Raw genomic sequence first — 22,619 nt, forward strand, 5'->3', positions numbered from 1 at the left:
TCATGCAAGATACAAAAACTAACTTCTCCCTGCTTTCTGCAGAAGAAATTGCCGCGGCCAAGAAGATCTTGGTGACCGCGGGGATTTACGGACAGAACACCCGCATTGCCTACATGGGACTTGAAGATCCAAACCCGCAGGCCCCTGGGCGCAGGGTCCGCGCCATGCTGATGGACCGGCTGGAGAATGAGCCGAAGGATGTAGTCCTTGACCTCTCCACTGGGAAGATTGAAACGCTCGTGGAGCTGGATCCAGGGGCCACCGGCCAGCTGCCGGTGCTCGTGGAAGAATTCGAAATGGTCGAAGCAATCTTGGCCAAGAGCGAGCAGTGGGCCGCGGCGCTGGCCAAAAGAAATCTGAAGCCCGAGCAGGTTCGGGTCGCGCCATTATCCGCCGGCGTCTTCGAGTACCCGCAGGAATCCGGACGCCGTATCCTGCGCGGCTTGGCCTTCCGCCAGGACTTTGCCGAAGATTCCGCCTGGGCCCACCCGGTGGATGGGCTCGTGGTCTACCTCGACACCATCGCCGGCACCGTGGACCAGCTCCTGGATTTTGGTATCGTTCCGGTGCCGGAAACACATGGAAACTACACGGATCCGGAACTCACCGGTCCGGTCCGCACCACCCAACGACCGATCGAAATCACGCAGCCCGAGGGCGCAAGCTTCACGGTAACCGAGGGAAACCACGTCGAGTGGGAGAAATGGTCGCTGGATATCGGCTTCGATATGCGCGAAGGCCTAGTGCTCTACAACATCGCCTTTGACGACCAGGAGCAGCGCCGCCGCATCCTGGATCGCGCTTCCATCGCCGAAATGGTGGTCCCCTACGGCGACCCTTCTCCGGTGCGCAGCTGGCAGAACTATTTTGATACCGGCGAATACCTGGTGGGCCGATTCGCCAACTCGCTGGAACTGGGTTGTGACTGCCTCGGCGAGATCCACTACATCTCCCCGGTGATCACCGACGCCAACGGCGAGGCCCAAACAATTACCAACGGAATTTGCATGCACGAGGAGGATGCCTCGATTCTCGCAAAGCACTCCGATGATTGGTCGGGGGTCAAGTACACCCGGCGCAACCGTCGCCTGGTGATCAGCTTCTTCACCACCGTGGGCAACTACGACTACGGCTTCTACTGGTACCTCTACCTGGACGGCACCATCGAGTTCGAGGCCAAGGCCACCGGCGTCGTCTTCACCTCCGCCATGCTCGATGAGCGCTTCGCCTCCGAAATGGCACCGGGACTAGGGGCACCATTCCACCAGCACATCTTCGGCGCCCGCCTCGATTTCGCCCTCGACGGCGGCCCCAGCCAGGTCATCGAGGAGGAAGCCGTCCGCCTGCCGATCAGCGCAGAGAACCCGCGCGGCAACGCCTTCAGCCGTTCGCACACCGTGCTGGCCACCGAGCAGCAAGCGGTCCGCGATGCGAACATGGCCGCGGGACGTTCATGGGTAGTGACCAATCCCGAGTCGAAGAATTACCTCGGCAAGCCGGTAGGCTACAAGCTCATGCCGCAGGGGCTGCCGACCTTGCTTGCCGCCGAGGGCTCCTCGGTGCAGAAGCGTGCCGAATTTGCCTCCAAGGCCCTTTGGGTTACCCAGCGCAATGCGGCACAGCGCTACCCCACCGGAGATTTCGTCAACCAGAACCCGGGAGTTGCCGGCATTGGTTCTTGGATAGAGGAAGATAAGAACATTGACGGCGAGGCGGTGAGCCTCTGGCACACCTTTGCGCTGACCCATTTCCCACGCACCGAAGACTGGCCAATCATGCCGGTGGACACCGTTGGATTCAAGATCCGCCCCGAAGGGTTCTTTGACCGTTCACCGGCACTAGACGTCCCGGAACCAGCCAAGCACGGTTGCTGCTCAACCGCATCGGACTCCGCCGGTGGATGCTGCTCCACGAACAGCTAATCCCGTGCCGGCGGCTCTCCGGGTCCTGGTGGCCGCGACTCTCATCATGTCAGCTACCCATCTGGTGCTGCTCATCGCGGCGCCGCATGACCTTGGCTGGTCCTTGGTGCTGCTCCTCATGACCGCATGGTGCATAAAATGCGCGCTGGCGGTGGCGAAAGGCGAGTCACCGCAGGCGCTGATGCTGATGAGCGCGTTGATGGGGCTGGCGCACATCATCATGGTGCTAGGACTCCCCGGAGGCGCCGCCCATCACTCATCAGGCGCCGCGCCTGAACATGTTGCCCACGCCGTGCCAATGCTCGTGGTGGGAGTCGCCGAGCTCCTGCTGATGTTCTTCGCGGCCGTGTTACTCAACCGTTCACGAAGTCGGACGCCAAAACCGCAATACGCGGCAAATTAATCGCTGAGGATCAGATCATGGATCTGGTCCTCAGCCGTTTCATGTCATCATTTCGCTGCACAGAGAATTGAATTTTCCCTTGACCTGCCCGAGAAACCGGGCTTAGATAAGTAATGAATGACGTTCACTGCGAGGCAAGCACTCCGAGAAGAGGGATATCCGTGGCCAGCCAATGGCTATCGAATCATGCCGCGCACCGCATTGCCGCAAAACGCGATCCTGCCCTTCGGCAATCGGCATCCGTCATGCCTGCAATCCCTGGGGACCAGATCCCCGCTGCCATCCTGTGCCCGCTCGTGGTTCCCCTGTCGTAGCCCAACACAGCAAACTTCACACTGATACGACTCGAGGACCAATAATGAGCACGAATTTGCCCCTTACCTTTGACCGGCACGAAGCAAATGCCGCGGCCGGGCACATCAAAGAATCCCTGTCCGGTGCCAAGCACACCTCATACTGGCTTGATAACGAGCACCGCCCCGATGCAACGCACGCTTTAGACGGTTCGATCGAGGCAGACCTGCTCGTTGTCGGCGGTGGATATACCGGTCTCTGGACGGCGCTTCAAGCTAAAGAACGAGACCCCCACCGGGATGTGGTCCTCATCGAAGGGCAACGCATCGGCTGGGCTGCTTCGGGGCGCAATGGCGGTTTCTGCGAAGCCTCACTAGTACACGGTGAGGCCAACGGCGAAAACCACTTGCCTCGGGAAAATGCTCTGCTCGGCAAGCTGGGAACTCAAAACCTCGATGAGTTCCAAGCCACCGTCGAGCGCTATGGCATGGATGTGGAGTTCACTCGTGCTGGCGTACTCGAAGTGGCCACCGAGCCGCATCAGGTCCCTTGGGTTGCCGAAGCTGCCGAGTCCGAAGGCACCGAATATCTCGATGGCCAACAAGTCAAGGAAGTCATCAACTCCCCGGATTTCCTTGCGGGCTCCTTGGATCGAACGTCCACGGCGCTGGTGCACCCAGCAAAACTCGCTTGGGAACTGGCCCGGGTCTGCCGGGAGCTGGGAGTGCGCATCTACGAGCACACCCACGCGGCCGAGTTGAAAGAAGACAATGGGCAAATACTCGTATTGACGGCAGCCGGGCGCATTCGGGCCCAGCGCGTGGCCTTAGCCACCAACGTCTTCCCCTCCTTGCTCAAACGTCACCGGGCAAGGGTCATCCCCGTCTACGATTACGCGTTGATGACCGAACCGCTGACCGAAGAGCAACACCGTTCGCTGGGTTGGAAAGAGCCAGTCGGGCTGGCCGATCTGAACAATAGATTCCACTACGCCAGACCGACCGTAGATGAAAATGGCAACTGCCGGATCCTCTACGGGGGCTACGATGCCATTTACCATTTCGGTGGCAAAGTCCGCTCGAGCTACGACACCAATAACTCCACATTCGAGAAGCTCGCAGCCCATTTTTTCGGAAACTTCCCGCAGCTGAAGGACGTGAAGTTCTCCCACGCCTGGGGCGGGGCAATCGATACCTGCTCACGCTTCTTCTCCTTCTTTGACCTGGCTCACGGCGGCAAGGTGGCCTACTGCGCAGGATTCACCGGACTCGGTGTCGGCGCCACAAGATTCGGTGCGAAGGTCATGTTGGATCTGCTCTCGGGCGAAAAGACCGAGCTCACCGAGCTGGAAATGGTTCGCACCAAGCCGATTCCCTTCCCTCCGGAACCCGCCGCGTATGTCGGGGTTAAGCTCATGACCAGTCAGCTGATCAGCGCCGATCGCAATGAGGGTAAACGGCCGGCCTTCCTCAAGGTCATGGACAAGATCGGCATGGGCTTCGATTCCTAATGGCAGATGAAATCAGACCGCTAGCCACCCTTGTTGACGCTGCCAGCATCCCGCTAGCGGCCGAACCAATTCCGCAGCATCTGGAACTAGACGCGGCCGGCACCCGCACCGCCGTGCACGAGGTCGGTGACCTGGCCGGGACGTCCATCGGGATCTGGGAGATGTCGATCGGCGCAATGCGCGACATCGAAGCGGACGAATACTTCGTGGTGCTTTCCGGGTCCGGAAATATCAAGATTGCGCAGAGCGCGGGTTTCGCCGCGCAAGAAATTGAGCTTTTCCCCGGTGCCCTGGTGCGGCTGCACGCCCAGATGCATACCGAATGGCGCGTCACGAAAACTCTGCGCAAGATCTATCTGAGTCTCTAGCCCGCAAAGAATCCACAAATCCAAGGAACGATAGAACATGTCAGGTTTCAATTTTTCACAAGGACACCAATTCATCAACGGCTCCTGGCGCCGCGGTACCGGTGAGCTACTTATTCGAATCAATCCGGCGACCGGAGAGCAACTCGAAGAAGTTGATACTGCGAGCGTGGCCGAGGTAGACGAAGCGGTCCAGGCGGCGGCGAAGGCCTTCGAGATCTGGTCGGCCCTCACTCCCGGGGAGCGGTCCGATCATCTGTTGGCGCTGGCCCGCGAGCTGCAATCCCACGCACAAGTGCTGGCCGAAGTGGAGACCGCGCAGACCGGCAAGAGCATGCGCATGTCCACCGAGTTTGATGTGCCCGGTTCGATCGACAACGTGAACTTCTTTGCTGGAGCCGCACGCAACCTGCAGGGTCTGGCTTCCGGAGATTACGCGGGTAATACGACCTCGATGATTCGCCGGGAGCCCATCGGCGTGGTTGGCTCTATCTCGCCGTGGAACTACCCCTTGCAGATGGCCGCTTGGAAAGTGCTGCCGGCCATCGCCGCCGGAAACACCATCGTGCTCAAACCCAGCGAGCTAACTCCCGGAACAAGCCTGCTCTTCGCTCAGGCCGCCAAGGATGCGGGTCTGCCCGACGGCGTGATCAACGTTGTGGTTGGCAGCGGCGCAAGCGTCGGTGAGGCATTGGTCAGGCACAAGCAGGTTCGCATGACTTCCTTTACCGGTTCCACCCAAGTCGGCCTGAAGATCATGACGATGGCGGCCGAGACCGGAAAGCGTGTGCATCTGGAGCTCGGTGGCAAGGCTCCATTTGTGGTATTCGACGACGCGGACATCGAGGCGGCAGCCCATGGGGCGGTTGCCGGTTCAACGATCAATGCGGGGCAGGACTGCACCGCCGCCACGCGCGCCTATGTGCATTCGTCGGTATTCGAGAAATTCACCCGGCGGGTTGCCCAGCTGATGGACGCCATGGTGGTCGGTGACCCGCAGGATCCGAACACCGATATGGGAGCACTGATCAGCGCGGCCCATCTGCAGAAGGTCTCCTCGATGGTGCAGCGCGCGGTTGGCTCCGGTGCCAGCGTCCTGGCCGGTGGACGCCGGCTCGAAGGCCCGGGGAACTTCTATCGTCCTACGCTGCTTGTTGGGGCCAGCCAAGATTCCGAGATCGTACAGCACGAGGTCTTTGGCCCGGTGCTGGTGGCCTTGCCTTTCGAAACCGATGAGGAAGCGATCGAGCTAGCCAACGATACTCCGTACGGCCTGGCTGCCAGCGCTTGGACTAAGGACCTTAACCGGGCCATGCGTGCCAGTGCGCAGATTCAGGCCGGATGCGTGTGGATCAATGAACACATCATCATCGTCTCCGAGATGCCTCACGGCGGCTACAAGTCCTCCGGCATGGGCAAGGACATGAGCCAGTATTCATTTGATGAATACACCAACGTCAAGCATGTGTTGATCTCGCACGACACGGATACTCACCGCGAATGGCAGAATACCGTGTTCCTGCAGCGCTAGACGGAACCCAGCAACTGGCCCAACTTTTTCGTAGCGTCTCCCGGAGAGGTGGTGGCGAAGAAATACTGGGCCAGTTGCTTTTGTCGCCCAGATACGCCGGCCTTGGCCAGTTCGGCCACACGCTGCGCCAGCCCGTTTGCCGAGCCCAATAGCTGCTCCTGCGGTAGGCGATCACGCAATTGCGAGGGGCGTTTTCCGGTCAGGAACAACGGAACGTTTAACGCCACCGCGTCGTAGGCCATCGCCGAGGTGTCGCAGATCGCGACGTCTGCCCAAACCAATGACTGTCCCGGGTCGGCCAGCGGATCAAGTTCCGCGGCAAATCGGGTGCGTAGTGCCGCGATTTCGCGTTTGGTCGCTGCAGAATTGTCACCGGTTTTGGGATGTGGACGGAATCGCACCTCGAAGCGGCGGTCGCCCTCGAACTGGGTCAGGATGCTTTCACCCAACTGCACCACCGAGGAATAATCCATCGCCTCCGAGTCGCCCTCCCACGTCGGCGCGTAGAGCACTCGAATTTTTGTCGACGGGCTTTCAGGAGTCAACGCGTCCAGTTGCGGTCGGCCTATCTGCACCAGGTGCTTGATATCGAAACGAGCTATTGACTCGGAAATACGTGCCACGGCGGCCGGGCCGGCAACGCAGGCATAGTCATAGGCCTTGAGCTGGTTTGAAACCATGGAGGCCTTTTCGCTCTCCCCGTGGTTCAGGTGAATATGCGCCGGTCCATTAAAACGGAGCATGGTGAAATTGCGCTGTGAATTATTCACGTAGCAAATGGTCCTGGTTCCCAACTCGGTAAGCTTTCGCTCGATCTGCTCAATGGACCGCGTGAAGTAAACCGGCAATTTGCTGACCTTGAGCACTTCGCGGGCAGTCAATGCATCCATGACCACTACGCCGGCAGATTGCCCCTGCGCCGCCAACCGTTCGAAGGTTTCCAGCCAAACCCCAAGTTGGTAGAACTGTCCGGGACCCTCGGCGAAAAAGAGGACATTCTCCGCCTTATCCAAGTCTTGCTTGGCCTCGGCAATCTGCGTTCGCACCGCACGTTCAGCGAAAATTGACCTTGCACGTCCTGCGACTTGATTGACTTGGGAGGTAATCAGAGACATGCCTCTAGTCTACGTTTTAACTACTCGCCAATCGCGGAAGCCAAGGAGCTAATATTTTTCTCCATCCATTCAAGGTAGCTGGAGTCGTCGGTGATGGTTTCGCGGAAGTCCACTACCGCCACCTTGCCGGATTCGGCGCTCGCACGAAGTGCCGTAGTTTCAGGCCCTTCGGTCTGCACGTTATAAGCCAGCACATCCAGTTCGCCTGCATCCAGTGTGTCGCTCAATGACTTGAGCGTCAGCGGCGCGATCCCTTCGCCGGCTTCGACGGCTTCGCTCAGTCCAGCGGGAGTCTTATTTTCCATTCCTGCATCCTCGAGCAGATGGAATGGCACCGGCTCGGTCATGGCGTAGCTGCGCTTGCCAAGCTTCGCGGATGCGAGCTGCTCCTGCAATCCACCGATCCCCTCCGCGAAGCTTGCAGCGTTGGCTTTGAAGGTCTCGGCGTTTTCTGGGTCGGATTCGCCAAGCTCGGTAGCCAAACTGGCTGCGAGGGCTTCCATTGAATCCAGGTCATACCAAATATGTTCGTTGTATTCCGCGTGATCATGTCCAGCATGGTCATCGGCTGCTTCTTCTGCATGCTCGTGCTCGGCATGCTCCTCGCCCTCATGCTCATGCTCGGCGTGCTCCTCGCCCTCATGCTCGGCATGCGCTTCGCCTTCTTCGTGCTCTGCCGCTACCGGAGAGGAGTCCACAGCGTGGATCAGCTGCACCTGTTCAGCTTGCTCGGCAGGCAACGAGGAAACCAGCGAGTCCATGAATTGGTCATAGCCGCCGCCGTTGGCCAAGACGATCGAGGCCTTGGACACGGTGAGCTTGTCCCGGGCGGTTGGCTCGTAAGAGTGCGGATCCTGCGCCGTGGAAGTGATAATTTCGGTGACTTCTACATGCTCGCCGCCGACAGCCCGGGCAATCTGCCCGTACACATTCATCGTTGTGACAACCTCAACCTTGCCACCGGCAGCTGGCTCCTCGGTGCCCTGCGCCTCGGCGGTTGTATTTGCCGAGCATCCTGCCAGCAGTAAGCCGGTCAGTGGGATCGTCACCAATGAGGCCAGCATTCCACGGTTTTTCATCTATTAGTCTCCATTCACCCATCACGCTATTGAGAACTATTCTACATTAGTTTTGAGAACCATTCGCACTTAGCGCTGCTCGCCGTCCGAGCGGCACACTGCTTTTACCGTGTGCACCGCCGGTACCAGTCGCCTTCACGACAACCACGGCGATAGCCGTGGTGACCGGGATCGCGAGGACCAAGCCGATGGAGCCTATGAGGATTCGGATGACTTCCTCCGCCATCGAGCCCGAGCTCAGGGTGGTCCCGAAGCTTTGATCGCTCAATGCCGCGATGGCCAAGATCGGCAGTGACGCACCGGCATAGGCGAAGGCAATCGTATACACGGTCGAGGCGATATGGTCGCGACCGATGCGCATGCCCTTGAAGAACAACTCCCTGGCCGAAGCATGCGGAGCGGTCTCCGCCAACTCCCAGACCGTTGCGGACTGGGTGATGGTGACGTCGTTCAACACACCCATGCCACCCACCAGCAGGCCACAGATCAGCAGGCCGGGCAGGGATATTTGCGGCACCACGGTGGAGAGCGTCATCGCATGTTCATCATTGGCGCCCGTGAGCGCCGCGGCGTCGGTCAGCCACACCGCCAAACCGGCTGTCACCGCCAAGCCAAAGAGCGTTCCGAGCAGTGCGGTGGACGTTTTCGCGTTGAGCCCATGGGCGAAATACAACGCCACGAACATGATCGCGGTCGAACCCGTCAGCGCAATCAGCACGGGATTCCCGCCCTCCAACAACGCCGGCACCATGAAGATGATCATGAACGCGATGCCGCCAACGAGCCCAATGACCGCGCGAGCACCACGCCAGCCAGCTACCAGTACCACCACCAGGCCATAAGCCACCGCCAGCAGGGCCATCGGCAAGGTGCGCACGAAATCCACAAAGACATAGGGGCTGCCGCTGCCCGAGTCAACGCTTGACAGGTCCAAATATCGAATCTGGTCACCGGAACGCGCTTCGCGGGAATGCAGCGTCTCCGGCGGAATCTCCAGCTGAATTTCGGCGCCGCCACTATCTGGCATCAGGTAGGTGACGTTGCATTCCAGCGTCTTGCCTCCGACATCTTCAAGCCCGATGCTCGAGGGGCAGTCCTCAATCGCCGATCTGGTCACGGTGCCGACCTGCATGCTCGCGCCACCGGTTGTCTCCATGGCGCCATTCAGGGCAAAGCGATCATAGTTGCCCTGCGGCCAGAGCGCGATGACCATGATCAAAGCGAGCGCCCCGACGGGGGCGAGCAGGGCCCACAGAATGATTGAAGCGCGGCGCCTGCGGCTCGGGTCTTGCAAAATCGGCTGATCGTGATGGTGATGCCCCACGTGCGGTGTACTCCTCAAAGGAATTTTCAGAACTCGTCGCGCCCAAGTCTAGTCAGCCAACCTGTACACCCGGTAATGAACACCCCTAAAGGATGATCCAACAAATCCTCCGCAAGGTTCATACCTAAAGAACCTGTTCGGGGCGAAAATTGTATTATGAGCAAGCCAGAGATAAATGGGCCTACACCCAATGCAGCAAGCGCCGATGAACCTCGATACGAGTTCCATCGTCTGATGCGCCGGGATCCGAAATATGCGTGGTGGCGCCCGTTGGCATTGCTGGGAACGGCCACGGGTTTCTACCTGGTGGCAATTGTCATCTTGCTCATAGGCCTCATGATCGTGCTCTTCAGCTCGCTGGGGACGCGGCTTGACGAGCCGACCGATCCGGTGATGATGGCTTTCGACAGCATGAACATGGCCGACCCTGCGGTCTTCCTCTTCACCATGCTCTCGCTGATCGTATTGATCCCGGTAGCGTATTTCGCCTACCTGCTGCTCGGCCCCAAACCACTGGGGCTCTTGATCTCCGTGGCCGGCAGGATTCGCTGGAAATGGCTGGGCCTGTGCACCGGGATCGCGGTCGTGCTCTACGCAATTTATTTTGGGATTAGTTTAGGCATCGAGGCCGCCGGCCTCGTGGCTCCGACGAATGTCCCCGCAGAGAACCTCCCCGCGAATCCGCTCTTCTTCGCCTTGCTCGTGGTGCTGCTGGTGCCGTTCCAGGCAGCGGCGGAGGAAATCGTATTCCGCGGGATGCTCATGCAAACCATTGGCAGCTGGCTTAAACACCCGTTGTTCGCGATATTGCTTCCGGTGCCGCTATTCACCTTTGGCCACTTATACGATATTTACGGGCTGCTTGATGTGGCGTTCTTCGCCATAGCCGCAGGATTCCTCACCTGGCGCACCGGCGGCTTGGAAGCGGCCATCGCAATACACGTGATCAACAATGTGGGCTTGTTCCTGCTGGCCGCCGTCGGAGCGGTCGATATCAACGCCACGCAATCGTCGCTCTCTAGCCTGCTTACTTCGATAGGATTCACCGCGCTGGTGACCTACATCCTGCTTTGGGTGGCCAAGCGGCGGCATATCGAGAGAACGGCCGGGCCGGCACCGCAGCGCCGTGCCCCACAGCTGTTGCAGCCTTGGCCGGCGGCCTATCCTGCGGTTCCGCCGGCACCGGCGTATTGGGCTCCGCCCGCCCCGCAGAGCGGTTCGGCCTACCCTCCGGCGCAGCCACCGCTGGAAGGCTACCCCAATCCCAGCCAGCCGGACGCGAACCCCCACGACCATAACGCACCTAACCCGTAGCTAGGGTGGCGCTAAAAAGCTTCGCCGGTGAGCACGCATCATGCGCTCTCACCGGCGAAGCTTTCTCGGTTTTAGGACTTGGCCCAGCGCAGCAAGGCTGCGATGCCCACGCCATCGGGAAGAATCGAGTCGGGAACGTAACGGATTGTGGCATCCGTCAACGCCGTCGCTCGAAGCAGCACCTCTGGAGCCGGCCACTGCCCCATGACCAGGTCCGAATGATCATCGCCCTCTTCATGGGCCACCCAAGGTTCGGCGGATAGCGCCCGCAGGGTGTGTTCATCTTGATACTGTCCAACGAGCACCACTTCTGCCTGAGCGGATTGAAGCGCTGTCACCACCTCGGCGAGGCCTACGGCCAGTTGCGCGCGACCGTTGCCAGCCTGAGCCGACACCCGCTGCTCAAGCTCCGCTATCGCTTCGGCGTGCGTATCGGAGACTAACTGCGAAATGCGGTCATCAACCTGCTTGGTATCCGCGCCGCCGGTGCGCGTGTGCGCATCCAAGACCTCGACATACGGCTTGAGCGCCACCGGAAGCATCCCAGCGATGGCCTCTCGCGATTTCACGTCGCCGGAAAGCACGATGAGCCTGATATAGGTGTCCTTGCACATTTCGGTGATCAGTTCCGCAACTTCCTCGGCGTTGCGTCGCGCCATCTCATCGGCCGCGGACTGATTCTTCGGCTGGTCATACTCGCCTGGCACCTTGCGTGCATGGTGGGTTTCTTCCGGTGAGCCCACGATCCCGCGGCTGCCCACTCGCTCCGGGGACGTGGTGTTGTACAGGTGCACCTCTCCGCCATCGCGCCCGACCTCGGCCACAAGATAGGAAAATGCCCCACCCCGCGCCCTGGCTAGGGCGGTGAAATTCGGAAATGGCCCCGCATCCACGGCGGCGGATTCGACCTTCAGTCCGGGAATGAGTTCGTTGAGTACCGCCGTCCCGTCATGGACTGCGATGAATCGAGCTACCGGTGCACGAAGCCCCTTCGCCGGTTCCAAAGCCCCGGTCACAGCTTCAATATCATTGGAGCTGGCCTGCTGGCTTTTCAGTAGTTTGGCCACTTCCCCCGGCAATCGGTCAGCTGCTTCGTGCGCCGCGGTGGTTCCCAATGATGCATCCACCAAAGCGGTGCACCACGAACCATTTTCCCGATAAAGCGAAGCGTCGATTCCATTAGAATCCGCGCGTAGTGCCATGCTGACTCCCTTCCGCACGCGACCCCTGGCCGCCGTGCGACTAGCTCCGTGTGACTAACCTAACACCGCGCGTCGATAGCTGGAAGAGCAAAGCGAAAAGATCGCATGGGCAAAGCCCAAATAGCCACCCGACCTAAGTTTTTTACCAGCGTCCACGCCAGTAATGCGAGGGGTGCGACTTGCTGGCCCCCAAGACCTGTGCGGCGCGGTTTGGCCACTGCGGGTCGCCCAATGCCGCCCGCCCGATGCATACGCCGTCGGCCTGTCCGGTCACCAATATCTGCTCGGCCTGATGCGCTTCGGTAATTGCGCCCACGGCGGTCACAAAGGCGTCATCTGGCAGTGCCTGCTTAACCGCCTGGGCCAGTGGGACTTGGTATCCGGGACCGCTGGGGCCATGGAAGGCACCGATTCCGGCGCTGGAAAGGTCAAAGGCCCGCACTCCTGCCGCGTAGAGCTCCTCGGCCAATCTAACCGTGTCGGCGATGCGCCAGCCGGCTTCGACCCAATCGTCTCCAGAGAAGCGAATGCCCAGGGCCTTGTTCTCGGGCCAGCGGGCCGCGACCGCATGCACGATCTCGCGAAGGTAGCGTGTGCGGTTTTCCCAGCTTCCGCCATACTCATCGGTTCGCTTATTCGACAATGGCGAGAGGAACTGGTGAATCAAGTATCCATGGGCCGCATGGATTTGTATCATGTCAAAACCTGCGGCATCGGCACGCTCCGCCGCCGCGGCCCAGGCTTGGACGGAGTCGGCGATCTGCTCTTGAGTCATTCCGCTCGCTGGTTTCAGACCGTAAATTTCGCTCGGCGTGGAGGTGACGGTGTCCCACCCTCCCTCGGACGCGGCGAGGCTTCCGGTCTTCTGCTCTGCTTCGAGCTCCTGGAGCCAGCCATGGGTCGAGGCCTTCGCCCCGGCGTGAGCCAGCTGGATGGCCGTTGCGGCACCGTGCGCGTGCACGTATTCGTTGACGCGTGCCCATGATTGGACCTGCTCCTCGTTCCAGATTCCGGCGTCACGGTCCGAGATCCGGCCTTCGGGTACCACCGCCGAAGCTTCGGTGACGATCAGCGAAAAACCGCCATGGGCCATCGAGCCGAGGTGAACTAGCTGCCAGTCCGTGGGCACGCCGTCTGTCTTGTCAACGGCGTACTGGCACATAGGTGGCAGCACGACCCGGTTGCGCAGCATCAGGCCCGCTCCGCTGCGCGTAGGGATGGTGACTGGGGTGAACAATTTACTTAGAGGCATATCTAGTGTGACGCTGTAGTCCCGGATATTATTCCAACAGGCAAGTTGCCATGAGCTGGGGCCATGCTAGTTTGCGAGCACGGCAACTGCCACGCTGAAGTACACGATCAGCCCGGCGGCATCCACAAAAGTAGAGATGAATGGATTCGAGAAGACCGCAGGATCGACTTTCAGCCATTTGCCGATAATCGGCATGATGCCGCCGACTCCTGCCGCTATCGTGCACAGTGCCACCAGCGTGATCCCGATAATCAGCGCAATGGATCCGCCGAAGATGAATCCGGCCAGCGCAAATCCGAGGGTTCCCAGGCATAATCCGAGGATGAGCCCCACACAGAGCTCACGCAGCATGACCCGCCCGAGGTCCCCGACGCGAACATCGCCCATCGCAATTGCTCGGGTGACCGTGGTCGCCGCCTGGTTTCCGGTGTTGCCGCCGATGCCGACGATCAGTGGAATGAACAAGCTGAGCACCACCATCGACTCGAGGGTTTCTTCGAAACTCGAAAGCACCTGGACCGTGAGGCTTGCCCCGACGGCAAGCACCAGCAGCCATACAATGCGGCTTTTTACCAGAGAACCAACCGCGGTGCTCAGGTAGGGACGCCGCAGAGGTTCGGCACCGGAACCGCGCGCAGCGCGTTCCTCATCGGCCGCGGCGAGAATCGAGATCGCGTCGGTGGAGCTAAAGACTCCGACAACCCGCTGTTCGGAATCCACCACCGGGGTCAGCAGTTCCTTGCTAAGCACCACTTGGCGAGCCGCCTCGGTTGCGGGCTGCTCGGCGTGCAGACCGGCGCCAACGGTGAGCAGCTCCGATACCCGCTGTTCTTCGTCGGCGGCCATCAGTGCGCGCAGTGAAACTACCCCGAGCAAGCGACGCGTTTCATCGGTCACTACCAGCGTGTAGATACTCTCTGCGCTATCCAATTGGCCTCGTACCCGTTGCAGGCTTTCGGCAACGCTCAGCTCTGGGCGGGTCGTGACAAAGTAAGGATTCATCAGGTGCCCCACCACCCCAGCGCGATAGCCGAGCAGGACGTTGACCGCTTCGCGCTGCTCCGGGGCTAGGCCTCGCAGCAGTTTCGCCGCAAGCTGCGCCGGTAGTTCATCGAGCAGCGCCACGCGATCATCGGTTGCCATCCCGGCAAAGGTTTCGCTGACCGCGTCTTGCTGCAAGCTGCCAATCAGTTCGGCCTGGATGGCAGGATCCAGGCGTTGGAAAACACCAAGGGCTTGATCCTTGGCGAGCAGCCGGTAGACGATTGCCATGTCTTTGGCCGGCAGCCGGTGCAGCTGCTGGAGGGTTTGCTGCAAGCTCAGGCCGCGCAGCAGGAAGGCAAGCTCGTTGAAATCCGGTGAGCCGAGATGCTCGTGGATCAGCGTTGAAATAGTAGAGAAGTCTACTTCTTTGGAAATGTGCAAGGTCATCAGCCCAAACGGTGTATTGGCGCATCATTCCAGAGGTGCGGGCGAATCACCGGCAGGCGTTCACCTAGCGAAATCTAGGTGAAAAGTCCATCAGTGATCGTTGGCGGGAATCATGCGTGGAGGAGGGATTTGAAGCGCGGCTCTCCAAAGCTCACTCACCGCTGCACAGGAATTGTCGTGTAGCTCAGCGGCTGATTTGCGGAGGTCGCGTGGACATAGATCGACTAGAGCCGTCGTCCATGTAGCTCACCTCCTGGAATCCGTTCGGGCGTGCGCCCGAGAACCTTCTCCTTAGTTCTATCATCATCTTGGGCAATAGTTGCCACGTAGGCGACAAGATCACATCCGTCAGATGAAAAAGCGTGCGGCGGGCAAGAGCCCGCCGCACGCTTTTTCGGGGTGCTGAATTAGCATTCAACCACGTTGACGGCCAGGCCGCCCATTGCGGTTTCCTTGTACTTGTCGCTCATATCCTTGCCCGTCTCGCGCATGGTGATGATGACTTCGTCCAAGGTGACGTGGTGTTCGCCGTCGCCCATCAACGCCATCTTGGCCGCGTTCACCGCCTTGGAAGCGGCAATCGCGTTGCGTTCAATACATGGAATCTGCACGAGGCCGCCGATCGGGTCGCAGGTGAGTCCAAGGTTATGTTCCATGGCGATTTCCGCGGCGTTTTCAACCTGGGCTGGGGTACCGCCAAGAATTTCGGCTAGCCCACCGGCCGCCATCGACGAAGCCGAACCAACTTCGCCCTGGCAGCCGACCTCGGCACCGGAGATCGAGGCCTGTTCCTTGTACAGCACGCCAACGGCACCGGCGGTGAGCAGGAAGCGAACCACGGCATCGTTCTTTTCCTCTTCGTTCCAGTACTTGGCCCCTGGTGCGTAGTGGGTTGCGTAGAACAGGACGGCAGGGATGATGCCCGCGGCGCCGTTGGTTGGAGCCGTCACGACGCGACCGCCCGAAGCGTTTTCTTCATTGACGGCCAGCGCCACGAGGTTGATCCATTCCTGCCAGTAGACCGGATCACGGTCCTTGTCTTCCTTGCGCAAGCGTTCGTGCCATTCTGGTGCGCGGCGGCGAACCTTCAATCCTCCGGGAAGCACGCCGGTGCGTTCGAGCGATGCGTCCTTGCACTGTTCCATGACCTCGTAGATATGGACGAGGCCGGAGCGGATTTCCTCCCGGGTACGGAAGGTCTCCTCATTGGCCATCATGATCTCGGCGATCGACTTGCCGGTATCCTGCGTATGTTCCATCAAGCGCGCAGCAGTAGTAAAGGGATACGGCTGCTGCTTGACCTTCTTTTCGATATTCTTCTCGATACGTTCTTCGGTGCCTTCGCGGACAATGAAACCGCCGCCGACGGAGAAGAACGTTTCGTTGAGCAGTTCTGCACCTGCTGCATCCAAGGCTATGAACTTCACGCCATTGGTGTGCCGGGGCAGGACGGTCAATGGGTGCTGAATCATGTCACTGACCATGTAATTCAGGTCCTTGCGCACCTCCAGCTGAGACCCGAGACGAAGAATACCGGTGGATTCCATCTGTGCCAGACGCTCATCTACCTGTGCCGGGAGAATGGCTTCAGGTTCGAAGCCCTCCAGCCCGAGCATGATTGCGGTGAAGGTCCCGTGCCCGCGTCCGGTCGCTGCAAGCGAACCGTACACGTCGATGCGCAGGGATTCGAGTGCCTCAATCTTCCCCTCGCGAATTACCTGGGCAATGAATGCGTGCGCCGCACGCATTGGTCCCACGGTGTGGCTGGAGGAAGGTCCGATACCAACCGAGAAAAGATCGAATACGCTAACCGCCATGACGGTTCACATCCTTAGAACTTGGGGCAATAGGTGATGCTCACACCTAATGTGTGTGGTGAGGCAGAGAATAGGATGATCCCCGTCCCCGGTGATGCACGATAGTGGCCTGTTTGGCATTCGCACAAGAGACGAAAGGCCCGGAACGCGATGTTTTTGCTTTCCGGGCCTTCCTTACTTAAAAGCTGCTACTCGGAAACCTTCGCGAGTTCCGGGTAGAGCGGGTGAGCCTGCGCCAGATCCAGCACACGCTGCTTCAACTCCGGCAACACACCAGCATTACCATCAGCACCAGCAATCAAAGCCTGCGCAATAATCTCCGCAACCTCGCCAAACGCAGCCTCCGAGAAACCACGAGTCGCCAACGCCGGAGTACCAATACGCAAACCCGAAGTCACCATCGGCGGACGCGGATCAAACGGCACCGCATTACGATTCACCGTGATCTCCACCTGCGCCAACAAATCCTCAGCCTGCTGCCCATCAAGCTCCGAATGACGCAAATCAACCAGAACCAAATGCACATCCGTACCACCGGTCAACACGCTAATACCCTTAGCCGCCACATCCCCCTGGCCCAAACGCTCAGCCAAAATCCGCGACCCAGCCAAGGTACGCGCCTGGCGCTCCTTGAACTCCTGTGACCCAGCAATCTTGAACGCCACAGCCTTACCAGCGATCACATGCTCCAACGGGCCACCCTGCTGACCAGGGAACACCGCCGAATTGATCTTCTTGGCAATATCAGCATCATTCGACAAAATAATGCCGCCACGAGGACCAGCAAGAGTCTTATGCGTCGTGGAGGTCACCACATGCGCATGCGGCACCGGCGAAGGATGCAACCCAGCAGCCACCAGACCAGCAAAGTGCGCCATATCCACAAACAAGTACGCACCGACCTTGTCAGCGATCTCGCGGAAGCGAGCGAAGTCCAACTGGCGTGGATACGCCGACCAACCAGCAACAATCATCTTCGGCTGGCTCTCCACGGCGAGGCGCTCCACCTCATCCATGTCCACCTCGTAGGTCTCTTCATTCACACCATAAGGAACGATGTTAAAGAGACGACCCGAGAAGTTGATCTTCATCCCGTGGGTCAGGTGACCACCATGAGCCAAGTTCAGGCCCATCACCGTATCGCCCGGGCGAACCAGCGCGTGGAACACCGAAGCGTTGGCCTGCGCACCGGAATGCGGCTGCACATTGGCATACTCCGCACCGAACAGAGCCTTCAAGCGCTCAATCGCCAACGTCTCGATAACGTCAACCTCTTCGCAACCACCGTAATAACGGCGGCCCGGGTAACCTTCGGCGTACTTGTTGGTCAGCACCGAACCCTGCGCCTGCATCACAGCCTGCGCGGTATGGTTCTCCGAAGCGATCATCTCCAGACCACGCTGCTGACGAGCGAGCTCGGCATCGATCCGCTGGGCAACCTCAGGATCGAGCTGCGCCAGGGACTGAGTCAATGATGCAGGGGCTAGGGATTCAAAAGTCTTGTTGCTCATTACTCGACGTTTCCACCGTTCGCGCTGGCGTAGTCTGCTGCCGAAAGCAGCGGACCTTCGGACTCAACTTCAACGGTGAACAGCCAGCCGTTGCCGTATGGATCTTCGTTCAGGATTGCAGGATTGTCTGCAGCTTCCTGGTTGATCTCGACGATGGTGCCGGTCACTGGCGAGTACAGGTCGGAAACCGACTTCGTGGACTCGACTTCGCCACAGGTCTCGCCCGCGGTCACGGTGTCGCCAACTTCTGGCAGGTCAACGTAGACCACGTCGCCCAGAGCGTCGGCGGCGATCTGTGTGATACCGATCTTGGCTGGCGATGCTGCATCGATCCACTCGTGCTCGGCCGAGTAGCGCAACGATGAAAGAACTTTACTCACGATAATTCCTCTCCCAAGGGAAATGGTGGGCGTCTTACGAACGCCCGCTTAGGTTAAACGTTACTTTGCTCGGGTGTAGAACGGCAGTTCTACGACCACAAATGGCAATGTCTTGCCACGAAGGTCGACATCTAGCTCGGTTCCCACTTCACTAAATGCAACATCTACGTAGCCCAGTGCTACCGGGTAGCCCAAGGTCGGCGATGGCTGGCCGGAGGTGATCTCACCTATGGTCGCTCCATCCTTGACGATGGCGTACCCGCCTCGGCCGGCGCGCTTGCCCAGACCTTTCAGGCCCACCAGCTTGCGTGGCGGTGTCTGTCCGCGCAGTGCCTCCAGCGCTTCGCGACCGACAAAGTTCTCGGTCTTCTTGAAGGACACCACCGGCGCGAAGCCGGCATCGAAGGGGGTGCGCTCGACGGAAAGCTCGTTGCCGTAGAGCGGCATGCCGGCTTCCAGACGCAGGGAGTCACGCGAAGCCAGCCCGCAAGGGACCAGTTCGTGGCCGGTGCCGGCTGCGACGGTCTTGTCCCAGATGGCGGCGGCGACTTCGTTGGCGATGATCAGCTCGAAGCCGTCTTCGCCGGTGTAGCCGGTGCGGGCCAGCAGCACGTCGATTCCGCCGAGAACCACTTCGATGGCCGCGTAGTAGTTCAGTTCCTGCACCGCGGCTGCGGTCTGCTCATCCGCCGCCAGCGATGCCACGATCGCCTCGGCGTTCGGGCCCTGTACAGCGATCAGCGAGGTGCGTGCCGAGGCGTCATCCACCACGACGTCGAAACCTGCTGCGCGCTCGGCCAGTGCGGCCGCCACAACCGGCGCGTTGCCGGCGTTTGGCACGACCAGGAAGCGCTCTTCGCCGAGGCGGTAGACGATCAAGTCGTCAAGGATCTTGCCCGCTTCGTTGAGGATCAGCGAGTACTTCGCCTTGCCGACCTTCATGATGGACAGGTTGCCGGCCAGCGCGGTGTTCAACGCCTCGCCGGCCTGGGGACCGGTGAGCCATACCTCGCCCATGTGGGACAGGTCGAACAGGCCCGCGGTGGAACGCACGGCCTTGTGCTCGGCAAGTTCCGAACCATACTTCAGCGGCATATCCCAGCCGCCGAAGTCGGTGAACGAAGCGCCAAGCTCGGCATGCTTGCCGTGCAGCGCGGTGTGCTTGATATCGGTGCTTGTCTCAGTCATCGCGATGTCCTAGTCTTCGAAGGCTTCAGGAGCTGGGCAGGAGCAGATCAGGTTTCGGTCACCGGCTGCGCCGTCGATGCGCCCGGTGGCCGGGAAGTACTTGTCCCGCTTGAGGCTGGCTACCGGGAAGGCGGCCTGCTCGACGCTGTACTTGCGGTCCCAATTGCTGGAGATCAGCGCGGTGGCGCTGTGCGGTGCGTTGCGCAGCGGCGACTCTTCGATGGTGTAGACCCCGGACAGCACTTCCTGCATTTCCTGGTGGATGGTGATCATCGCTTCGATGAAGCGTTCGATTTCCGCCAGGTCCTCGGACTCGGTTGGCTCCACCATCAGGGTGCCGGAGACCGGGAAGGACAGCGTTGGTGCGTGGAATCCGAAGTCGATCAGGCGCTTGGCCACGTCTTCTGCGGTCACACCGGTTTTCGCGGTCAGTTCGCGGAGGTCCAGGATGCACTCGTGGGCCACCAGGGACTTGTTGCCGGTGAACAGGATCGGGAAGTACTCGTTCAGGCGCTTGGCAATGTAGTTTGCGTTCAGGATCGCGGTCTTGGTTGCTTCGGTCAGCCCGTCGCCACCCATCATCGCAATGTAGGCCCAGGAGATCGGCAGCACGCCGGCGGAGCCGAAAGCGGTGGACACTACCGGCACACCGTCGCGTTCGGTGTAGCTGCCCGAAGCGTCGCCGGGCAGGAATGGCACCAGGTGCTCGGCGACAGCGACCGGGCCGACGCCCGGTCCGCCACCGCCGTGCGGGATGCAGAAGGTCTTGTGCAGGTTCAGGTGGCTGACGTCGCCGCCGAACTGGCCCGGCTGCGCGAGGCCCACCAGGGCGTTCATGTTCGCGCCGTCGATGTAGACCTGGCCGCCCGCGGCGTGGATCTTGTCGCAGACCTCGCGCACGTCGGCGTCGTAGACCCCGTGGGTGGATGGGTAGGTGATCATGATGGCCGACAGGACGTCCTTGTTGGCCTCGATCTTGGCATCCAGGTCGTTTGCGTCGATGGTGCCGTCCGCTGCGGTCTTCACCACGACGACCTTCATCCCTGCCAGCACGGCCGAAGCCGCGTTGGTGCCGTGGGCCGAAGCCGGGATCAGGCAGACGTCGCGCTGGGATTCGCCGCGCGAGGCGTGGTAGCCGGAGATGGCAAGCAACCCGGAGTATTCGCCCTGCGAGCCGGCGTTGGGCTGGATCGAGATGCCGGCGTAACCGGTGATGGCGGTCAACCGGCCTTCGAGGTCGGTGATCAGTTCGCGCCAGCCGATGGACTGCTCGGCGGGAACGTAGGGGTGGATCGTGGCGAACTCCGGCCAGGTGATGGATTCCATCTCGGCGGCCGAGTTCAGCTTCATGGTGCATGAGCCCAGTGGGATCATGGTGCGGTCCAAGGCCAGGTCGCGGTCCGAGAGGCGACGCAGGTAGCGCATCATCTGGGTCTCGGAGGAGATGGTGTTGAAGATCGGGTGGGTCATGTAGGCGCTGGTGCGCACCTGCGCCTCGGGGATCTCGAAGCCCTCCGGTACGGACAGCTCAACGCCGAAGACCTCGGCCAGGGTGCGCACGATATCCGCGGTGGTTGCCTCATCGGTGGAGATGCCCACCTGGGTTTCGGAAACCTTGCGCAGGTTGATGCCGGCTTCGGCCGCCTTGGCGATGACCGCTTCCGCGTTCTCGACGTTGACCACAACGGTGTCGAAGAAGGAGTCGGACGCCAGGGTGAAGCCGCCGGAAACCAGCGAGCTGGCGATGACGCGAGCGTGGTTGTGCGCCCGGGTCGCGATCTGCTTCAGGCCCGCCGGGCCGTGGTAGACGCCATACATCGAGGCGCAAATGGCCAGCAGCGCCTGTGCGGTGCAGATGTTGGAGGTGGCCTTCTCGCGGCGGATGTGCTGCTCGCGAGTCTGCAGTGCCAGGCGGTAGGCTGGGGTGCCGGCGTCATCGGTGGAGACACCGACCAGGCGCCCGGGCATCGAGCGCTGCAGGCCCGCGCCGACGGCGAGGTAGGCAGCGTGCGGTCCGCCGAAGAACAGCGGCACCCCGAAGCGCTGGGTGTTGCCCACTGCGATATCCGCGCCCTGTTCACCGGGAGGGGTGATCATGGTCAGCGAGAGCAGGTCGGCGATGACAGTGACCATCGCGCCGGCGTCCTTGGCGGCGGCGATGATCTGCTTGTGGTCGGCAATCGAGCCGTCGTTGCCCGGCTGCTGGAGCACGATACCCGAGATGTCGCCTTCCGGCAGACCCTGGGAGAGGTCAACAACTTCGATTTTGAAGCCGAGCGCGTCGGCGCGGCCTTCGATGACCTTGATGGTCTGCGGGAAGATGTTCGAGTCCAGCACGGTCTTGCCGCTGGCCTTCTTCTTATTCGAACGGCGCATCATCAGCACGGCTTCGGCCGCCGATGAGGACTCATCGAGCATCGAGGCGTTGGCGATGGGCAGGCCGGTCAGGTCCATGACCATGGTCTGGAAGTTCAGCAGCGCTTCGAGGCGGCCCTGGGAGATTTCTGGCTGGTACGGGGTGTAGGCGGTGTACCAGGCCGGGTTTTCCACGATGTTGCGGCGAATCACCGCTGGCGTGAAGGTGTCGTAGAAGCCCTGGCCGATCATCTGGGTCTTCATCACGTTCTTGGATGCCAGGTTGCGCAGGTGAGCCAACGCTTCGGTTTCGCTCAGGGCAGCAGGAAGATCCAATGCCGCACCCTGGCGGATGTCGGCCGGAACTGCGGTGTCGATCAGCTCGTCGAGGCTGGAGTAACCCAGCGTCTGGAGCATGTGGTTTGCATCGGCCGGACGTGGGCCAATGTGGCGGGACACGAATTCGCTACTCGTTGATGCCGAGGTCTGCGTAATAGTCATGGTGCAGTTATCTCCAGGGGGATCTGTCTTGGCGCATGCCAAAGGAAGGTCTCTGTCCCTCCCCATCCCTGTTGCATAACCTGAGAGTTTTACGCATCCGACCTACAAAGCCGGGCGCTTGCACC

Annotated in this window: 17 protein-coding genes; 6 read left to right on the plus strand and 11 right to left on the minus strand. The window is 60.5% G+C overall.

Annotated features, from left to right (window positions below):
- The first annotated feature begins 2 nt into the window (after positions 1 to 2).
- From ACT3TP_RS07185 to ACT3TP_RS07205, 5 genes are all read left to right on the plus strand, one after another.
- Positions 3 to 1,922: a primary-amine oxidase gene (locus ACT3TP_RS07185; RefSeq protein ID WP_444620056.1), complete on the plus strand. Its 1,920-nt coding sequence runs from the start codon at positions 3 to 5 to the stop codon at positions 1,920 to 1,922.
- 46 nt (positions 1,923 to 1,968) lie between these two features.
- Positions 1,969 to 2,325 carry a hypothetical protein gene (locus tag ACT3TP_RS07190; RefSeq protein WP_146113292.1) on the plus strand — a complete coding sequence of 119 codons (357 nt, stop codon included), beginning with the start codon at positions 1,969 to 1,971 and terminating at the stop codon, positions 2,323 to 2,325.
- A gap of 358 nt (positions 2,326 to 2,683) precedes the next feature.
- Positions 2,684 to 4,129, plus strand: a complete 1,446-nt coding sequence (locus ACT3TP_RS07195) for an NAD(P)/FAD-dependent oxidoreductase (RefSeq protein WP_105553321.1) — start codon at positions 2,684 to 2,686, stop codon at positions 4,127 to 4,129.
- Positions 4,129 to 4,497 (plus strand): cupin domain-containing protein, encoded by a 369-nt coding sequence (locus ACT3TP_RS07200; RefSeq protein ID WP_105568671.1) that lies wholly within the window; start codon positions 4,129 to 4,131, stop codon positions 4,495 to 4,497. The genes ACT3TP_RS07195 and ACT3TP_RS07200 overlap by 1 nt, the downstream gene beginning before the upstream one ends.
- A 37-nt stretch (positions 4,498 to 4,534) precedes the next feature.
- Positions 4,535 to 6,025: a gamma-aminobutyraldehyde dehydrogenase gene (locus tag ACT3TP_RS07205; RefSeq protein ID WP_444620062.1), complete on the plus strand. Its 1,491-nt coding sequence runs from the start codon at positions 4,535 to 4,537 to the stop codon at positions 6,023 to 6,025.
- On the opposite strand, the gene ACT3TP_RS07210 is transcribed toward ACT3TP_RS07205, so the two are convergent.
- From ACT3TP_RS07210 to ACT3TP_RS07220, 3 genes are read right to left on the minus strand one after another with little or no spacing between them, the layout of a single operon-like run.
- Entirely contained in the window at positions 6,022 to 7,140 is a 1,119-nt protein-coding gene (locus ACT3TP_RS07210; protein ID WP_105568669.1) for a CDP-glycerol glycerophosphotransferase family protein, read from the minus strand. The genes ACT3TP_RS07205 and ACT3TP_RS07210 overlap by 4 nt on opposite strands.
- 20 nt (positions 7,141 to 7,160) lie before the next feature.
- Positions 7,161 to 8,219 carry a metal ABC transporter solute-binding protein, Zn/Mn family gene (locus ACT3TP_RS07215; RefSeq protein WP_105553325.1) on the minus strand — a complete coding sequence of 353 codons (1,059 nt, stop codon included), beginning with the start codon at positions 8,217 to 8,219 and terminating at the stop codon, positions 7,161 to 7,163.
- A gap of 46 nt (positions 8,220 to 8,265) precedes the next feature.
- On the minus strand, positions 8,266 to 9,543 hold the full coding sequence (locus ACT3TP_RS07220) for a YibE/F family protein (protein ID WP_444620065.1): 1,278 nt from the start codon (positions 9,541 to 9,543) through the stop codon (positions 8,266 to 8,268).
- A gap of 156 nt (positions 9,544 to 9,699) precedes the next feature.
- Here ACT3TP_RS07220 and ACT3TP_RS07225 point away from each other — a divergent pair, with 156 nt between their 5' ends.
- Positions 9,700 to 10,857, plus strand: a complete 1,158-nt coding sequence (locus ACT3TP_RS07225; protein ID WP_105553327.1) for a CPBP family intramembrane glutamic endopeptidase — start codon at positions 9,700 to 9,702, stop codon at positions 10,855 to 10,857.
- Positions 10,858 to 10,928: 71 nt separating this feature from the next.
- Here ACT3TP_RS07225 and ACT3TP_RS07230 read toward each other — a convergent pair whose 3' ends face one another.
- The 8 genes from ACT3TP_RS07230 to gcvP form a co-directional block, all read right to left on the minus strand.
- Positions 10,929 to 12,059, minus strand: a complete 1,131-nt coding sequence (locus ACT3TP_RS07230; RefSeq protein WP_444620067.1) for a baeRF2 domain-containing protein — start codon at positions 12,057 to 12,059, stop codon at positions 10,929 to 10,931.
- Positions 12,060 to 12,201: 142 nt separating this feature from the next.
- Positions 12,202 to 13,311, minus strand: coding sequence for an oxidoreductase (locus tag ACT3TP_RS07235; RefSeq protein WP_444620069.1), 1,110 nt, complete (start codon positions 13,309 to 13,311; stop codon positions 12,202 to 12,204).
- 66 nt (positions 13,312 to 13,377) lie between these two features.
- Positions 13,378 to 14,742: a magnesium transporter gene (mgtE, locus tag ACT3TP_RS07240; RefSeq protein WP_444620071.1), complete on the minus strand. Its 1,365-nt coding sequence runs from the start codon at positions 14,740 to 14,742 to the stop codon at positions 13,378 to 13,380.
- Between the two features lie 407 nt (positions 14,743 to 15,149).
- Positions 15,150 to 16,559 carry an L-serine ammonia-lyase gene (locus ACT3TP_RS07245; RefSeq protein WP_105553330.1) on the minus strand — a complete coding sequence of 470 codons (1,410 nt, stop codon included), beginning with the start codon at positions 16,557 to 16,559 and terminating at the stop codon, positions 15,150 to 15,152.
- 188 nt (positions 16,560 to 16,747) lie between these two features.
- Positions 16,748 to 18,070 (minus strand): serine hydroxymethyltransferase, encoded by a 1,323-nt coding sequence (gene glyA, locus ACT3TP_RS07250; protein ID WP_444620074.1) that lies wholly within the window; start codon positions 18,068 to 18,070, stop codon positions 16,748 to 16,750.
- Positions 18,070 to 18,450: a glycine cleavage system protein GcvH gene (gene gcvH / locus ACT3TP_RS07255; RefSeq protein WP_096283236.1), complete on the minus strand. Its 381-nt coding sequence runs from the start codon at positions 18,448 to 18,450 to the stop codon at positions 18,070 to 18,072. The genes glyA and gcvH overlap by 1 nt, the downstream gene beginning before the upstream one ends.
- A 60-nt stretch (positions 18,451 to 18,510) precedes the next feature.
- Positions 18,511 to 19,638, minus strand: a complete 1,128-nt coding sequence (gene gcvT / locus ACT3TP_RS07260; protein ID WP_444620076.1) for a glycine cleavage system aminomethyltransferase GcvT — start codon at positions 19,636 to 19,638, stop codon at positions 18,511 to 18,513.
- Between the two features lie 9 nt (positions 19,639 to 19,647).
- Entirely contained in the window at positions 19,648 to 22,494 is a 2,847-nt protein-coding gene (gcvP, locus tag ACT3TP_RS07265; RefSeq protein ID WP_444620078.1) for an aminomethyl-transferring glycine dehydrogenase, read from the minus strand.
- Positions 22,495 to 22,619: the final 125 nt, after the last annotated feature.

Origin of the sequence: Glutamicibacter sp. AOP38-B1-38 (assembly GCF_052377485.1) — a bacterium.
Classification (GTDB): Bacteria; Actinomycetota; Actinomycetes; order Actinomycetales; family Micrococcaceae; genus Glutamicibacter.

Coding starts and splice junctions, on each gene's coding strand:
- ACT3TP_RS07185 (WP_444620056.1), top strand. CDS start 3: ATGCAAGATACAAAAACTAACTTCTCCCTGCTTTCTGCAGAAGAAATT.
- ACT3TP_RS07190 (WP_146113292.1), top strand. CDS start 1,969: ATGTCAGCTACCCATCTGGTGCTGCTCATCGCGGCGCCGCATGACCTT.
- ACT3TP_RS07195 (WP_105553321.1), top strand. CDS start 2,684: ATGAGCACGAATTTGCCCCTTACCTTTGACCGGCACGAAGCAAATGCC.
- ACT3TP_RS07200 (WP_105568671.1), top strand. CDS start 4,129: ATGGCAGATGAAATCAGACCGCTAGCCACCCTTGTTGACGCTGCCAGC.
- ACT3TP_RS07205 (WP_444620062.1), top strand. CDS start 4,535: ATGTCAGGTTTCAATTTTTCACAAGGACACCAATTCATCAACGGCTCC.
- ACT3TP_RS07210 (WP_105568669.1), bottom strand. CDS start 7,140: ATGTCTCTGATTACCTCCCAAGTCAATCAAGTCGCAGGACGTGCAAGG.
- ACT3TP_RS07215 (WP_105553325.1), bottom strand. CDS start 8,219: ATGAAAAACCGTGGAATGCTGGCCTCATTGGTGACGATCCCACTGACC.
- ACT3TP_RS07225 (WP_105553327.1), top strand. CDS start 9,700: ATGAGCAAGCCAGAGATAAATGGGCCTACACCCAATGCAGCAAGCGCC.
- ACT3TP_RS07230 (WP_444620067.1), bottom strand. CDS start 12,059: ATGGCACTACGCGCGGATTCTAATGGAATCGACGCTTCGCTTTATCGG.
- ACT3TP_RS07235 (WP_444620069.1), bottom strand. CDS start 13,311: ATGCCTCTAAGTAAATTGTTCACCCCAGTCACCATCCCTACGCGCAGC.
- mgtE (WP_444620071.1), bottom strand. CDS start 14,742: ATGACCTTGCACATTTCCAAAGAAGTAGACTTCTCTACTATTTCAACG.
- ACT3TP_RS07245 (WP_105553330.1), bottom strand. CDS start 16,559: ATGGCGGTTAGCGTATTCGATCTTTTCTCGGTTGGTATCGGACCTTCC.
- glyA (WP_444620074.1), bottom strand. CDS start 18,070: ATGAGCAACAAGACTTTTGAATCCCTAGCCCCTGCATCATTGACTCAG.
- gcvT (WP_444620076.1), bottom strand. CDS start 19,638: ATGACTGAGACAAGCACCGATATCAAGCACACCGCGCTGCACGGCAAG.
- gcvP (WP_444620078.1), bottom strand. CDS start 22,494: ATGACTATTACGCAGACCTCGGCATCAACGAGTAGCGAATTCGTGTCC.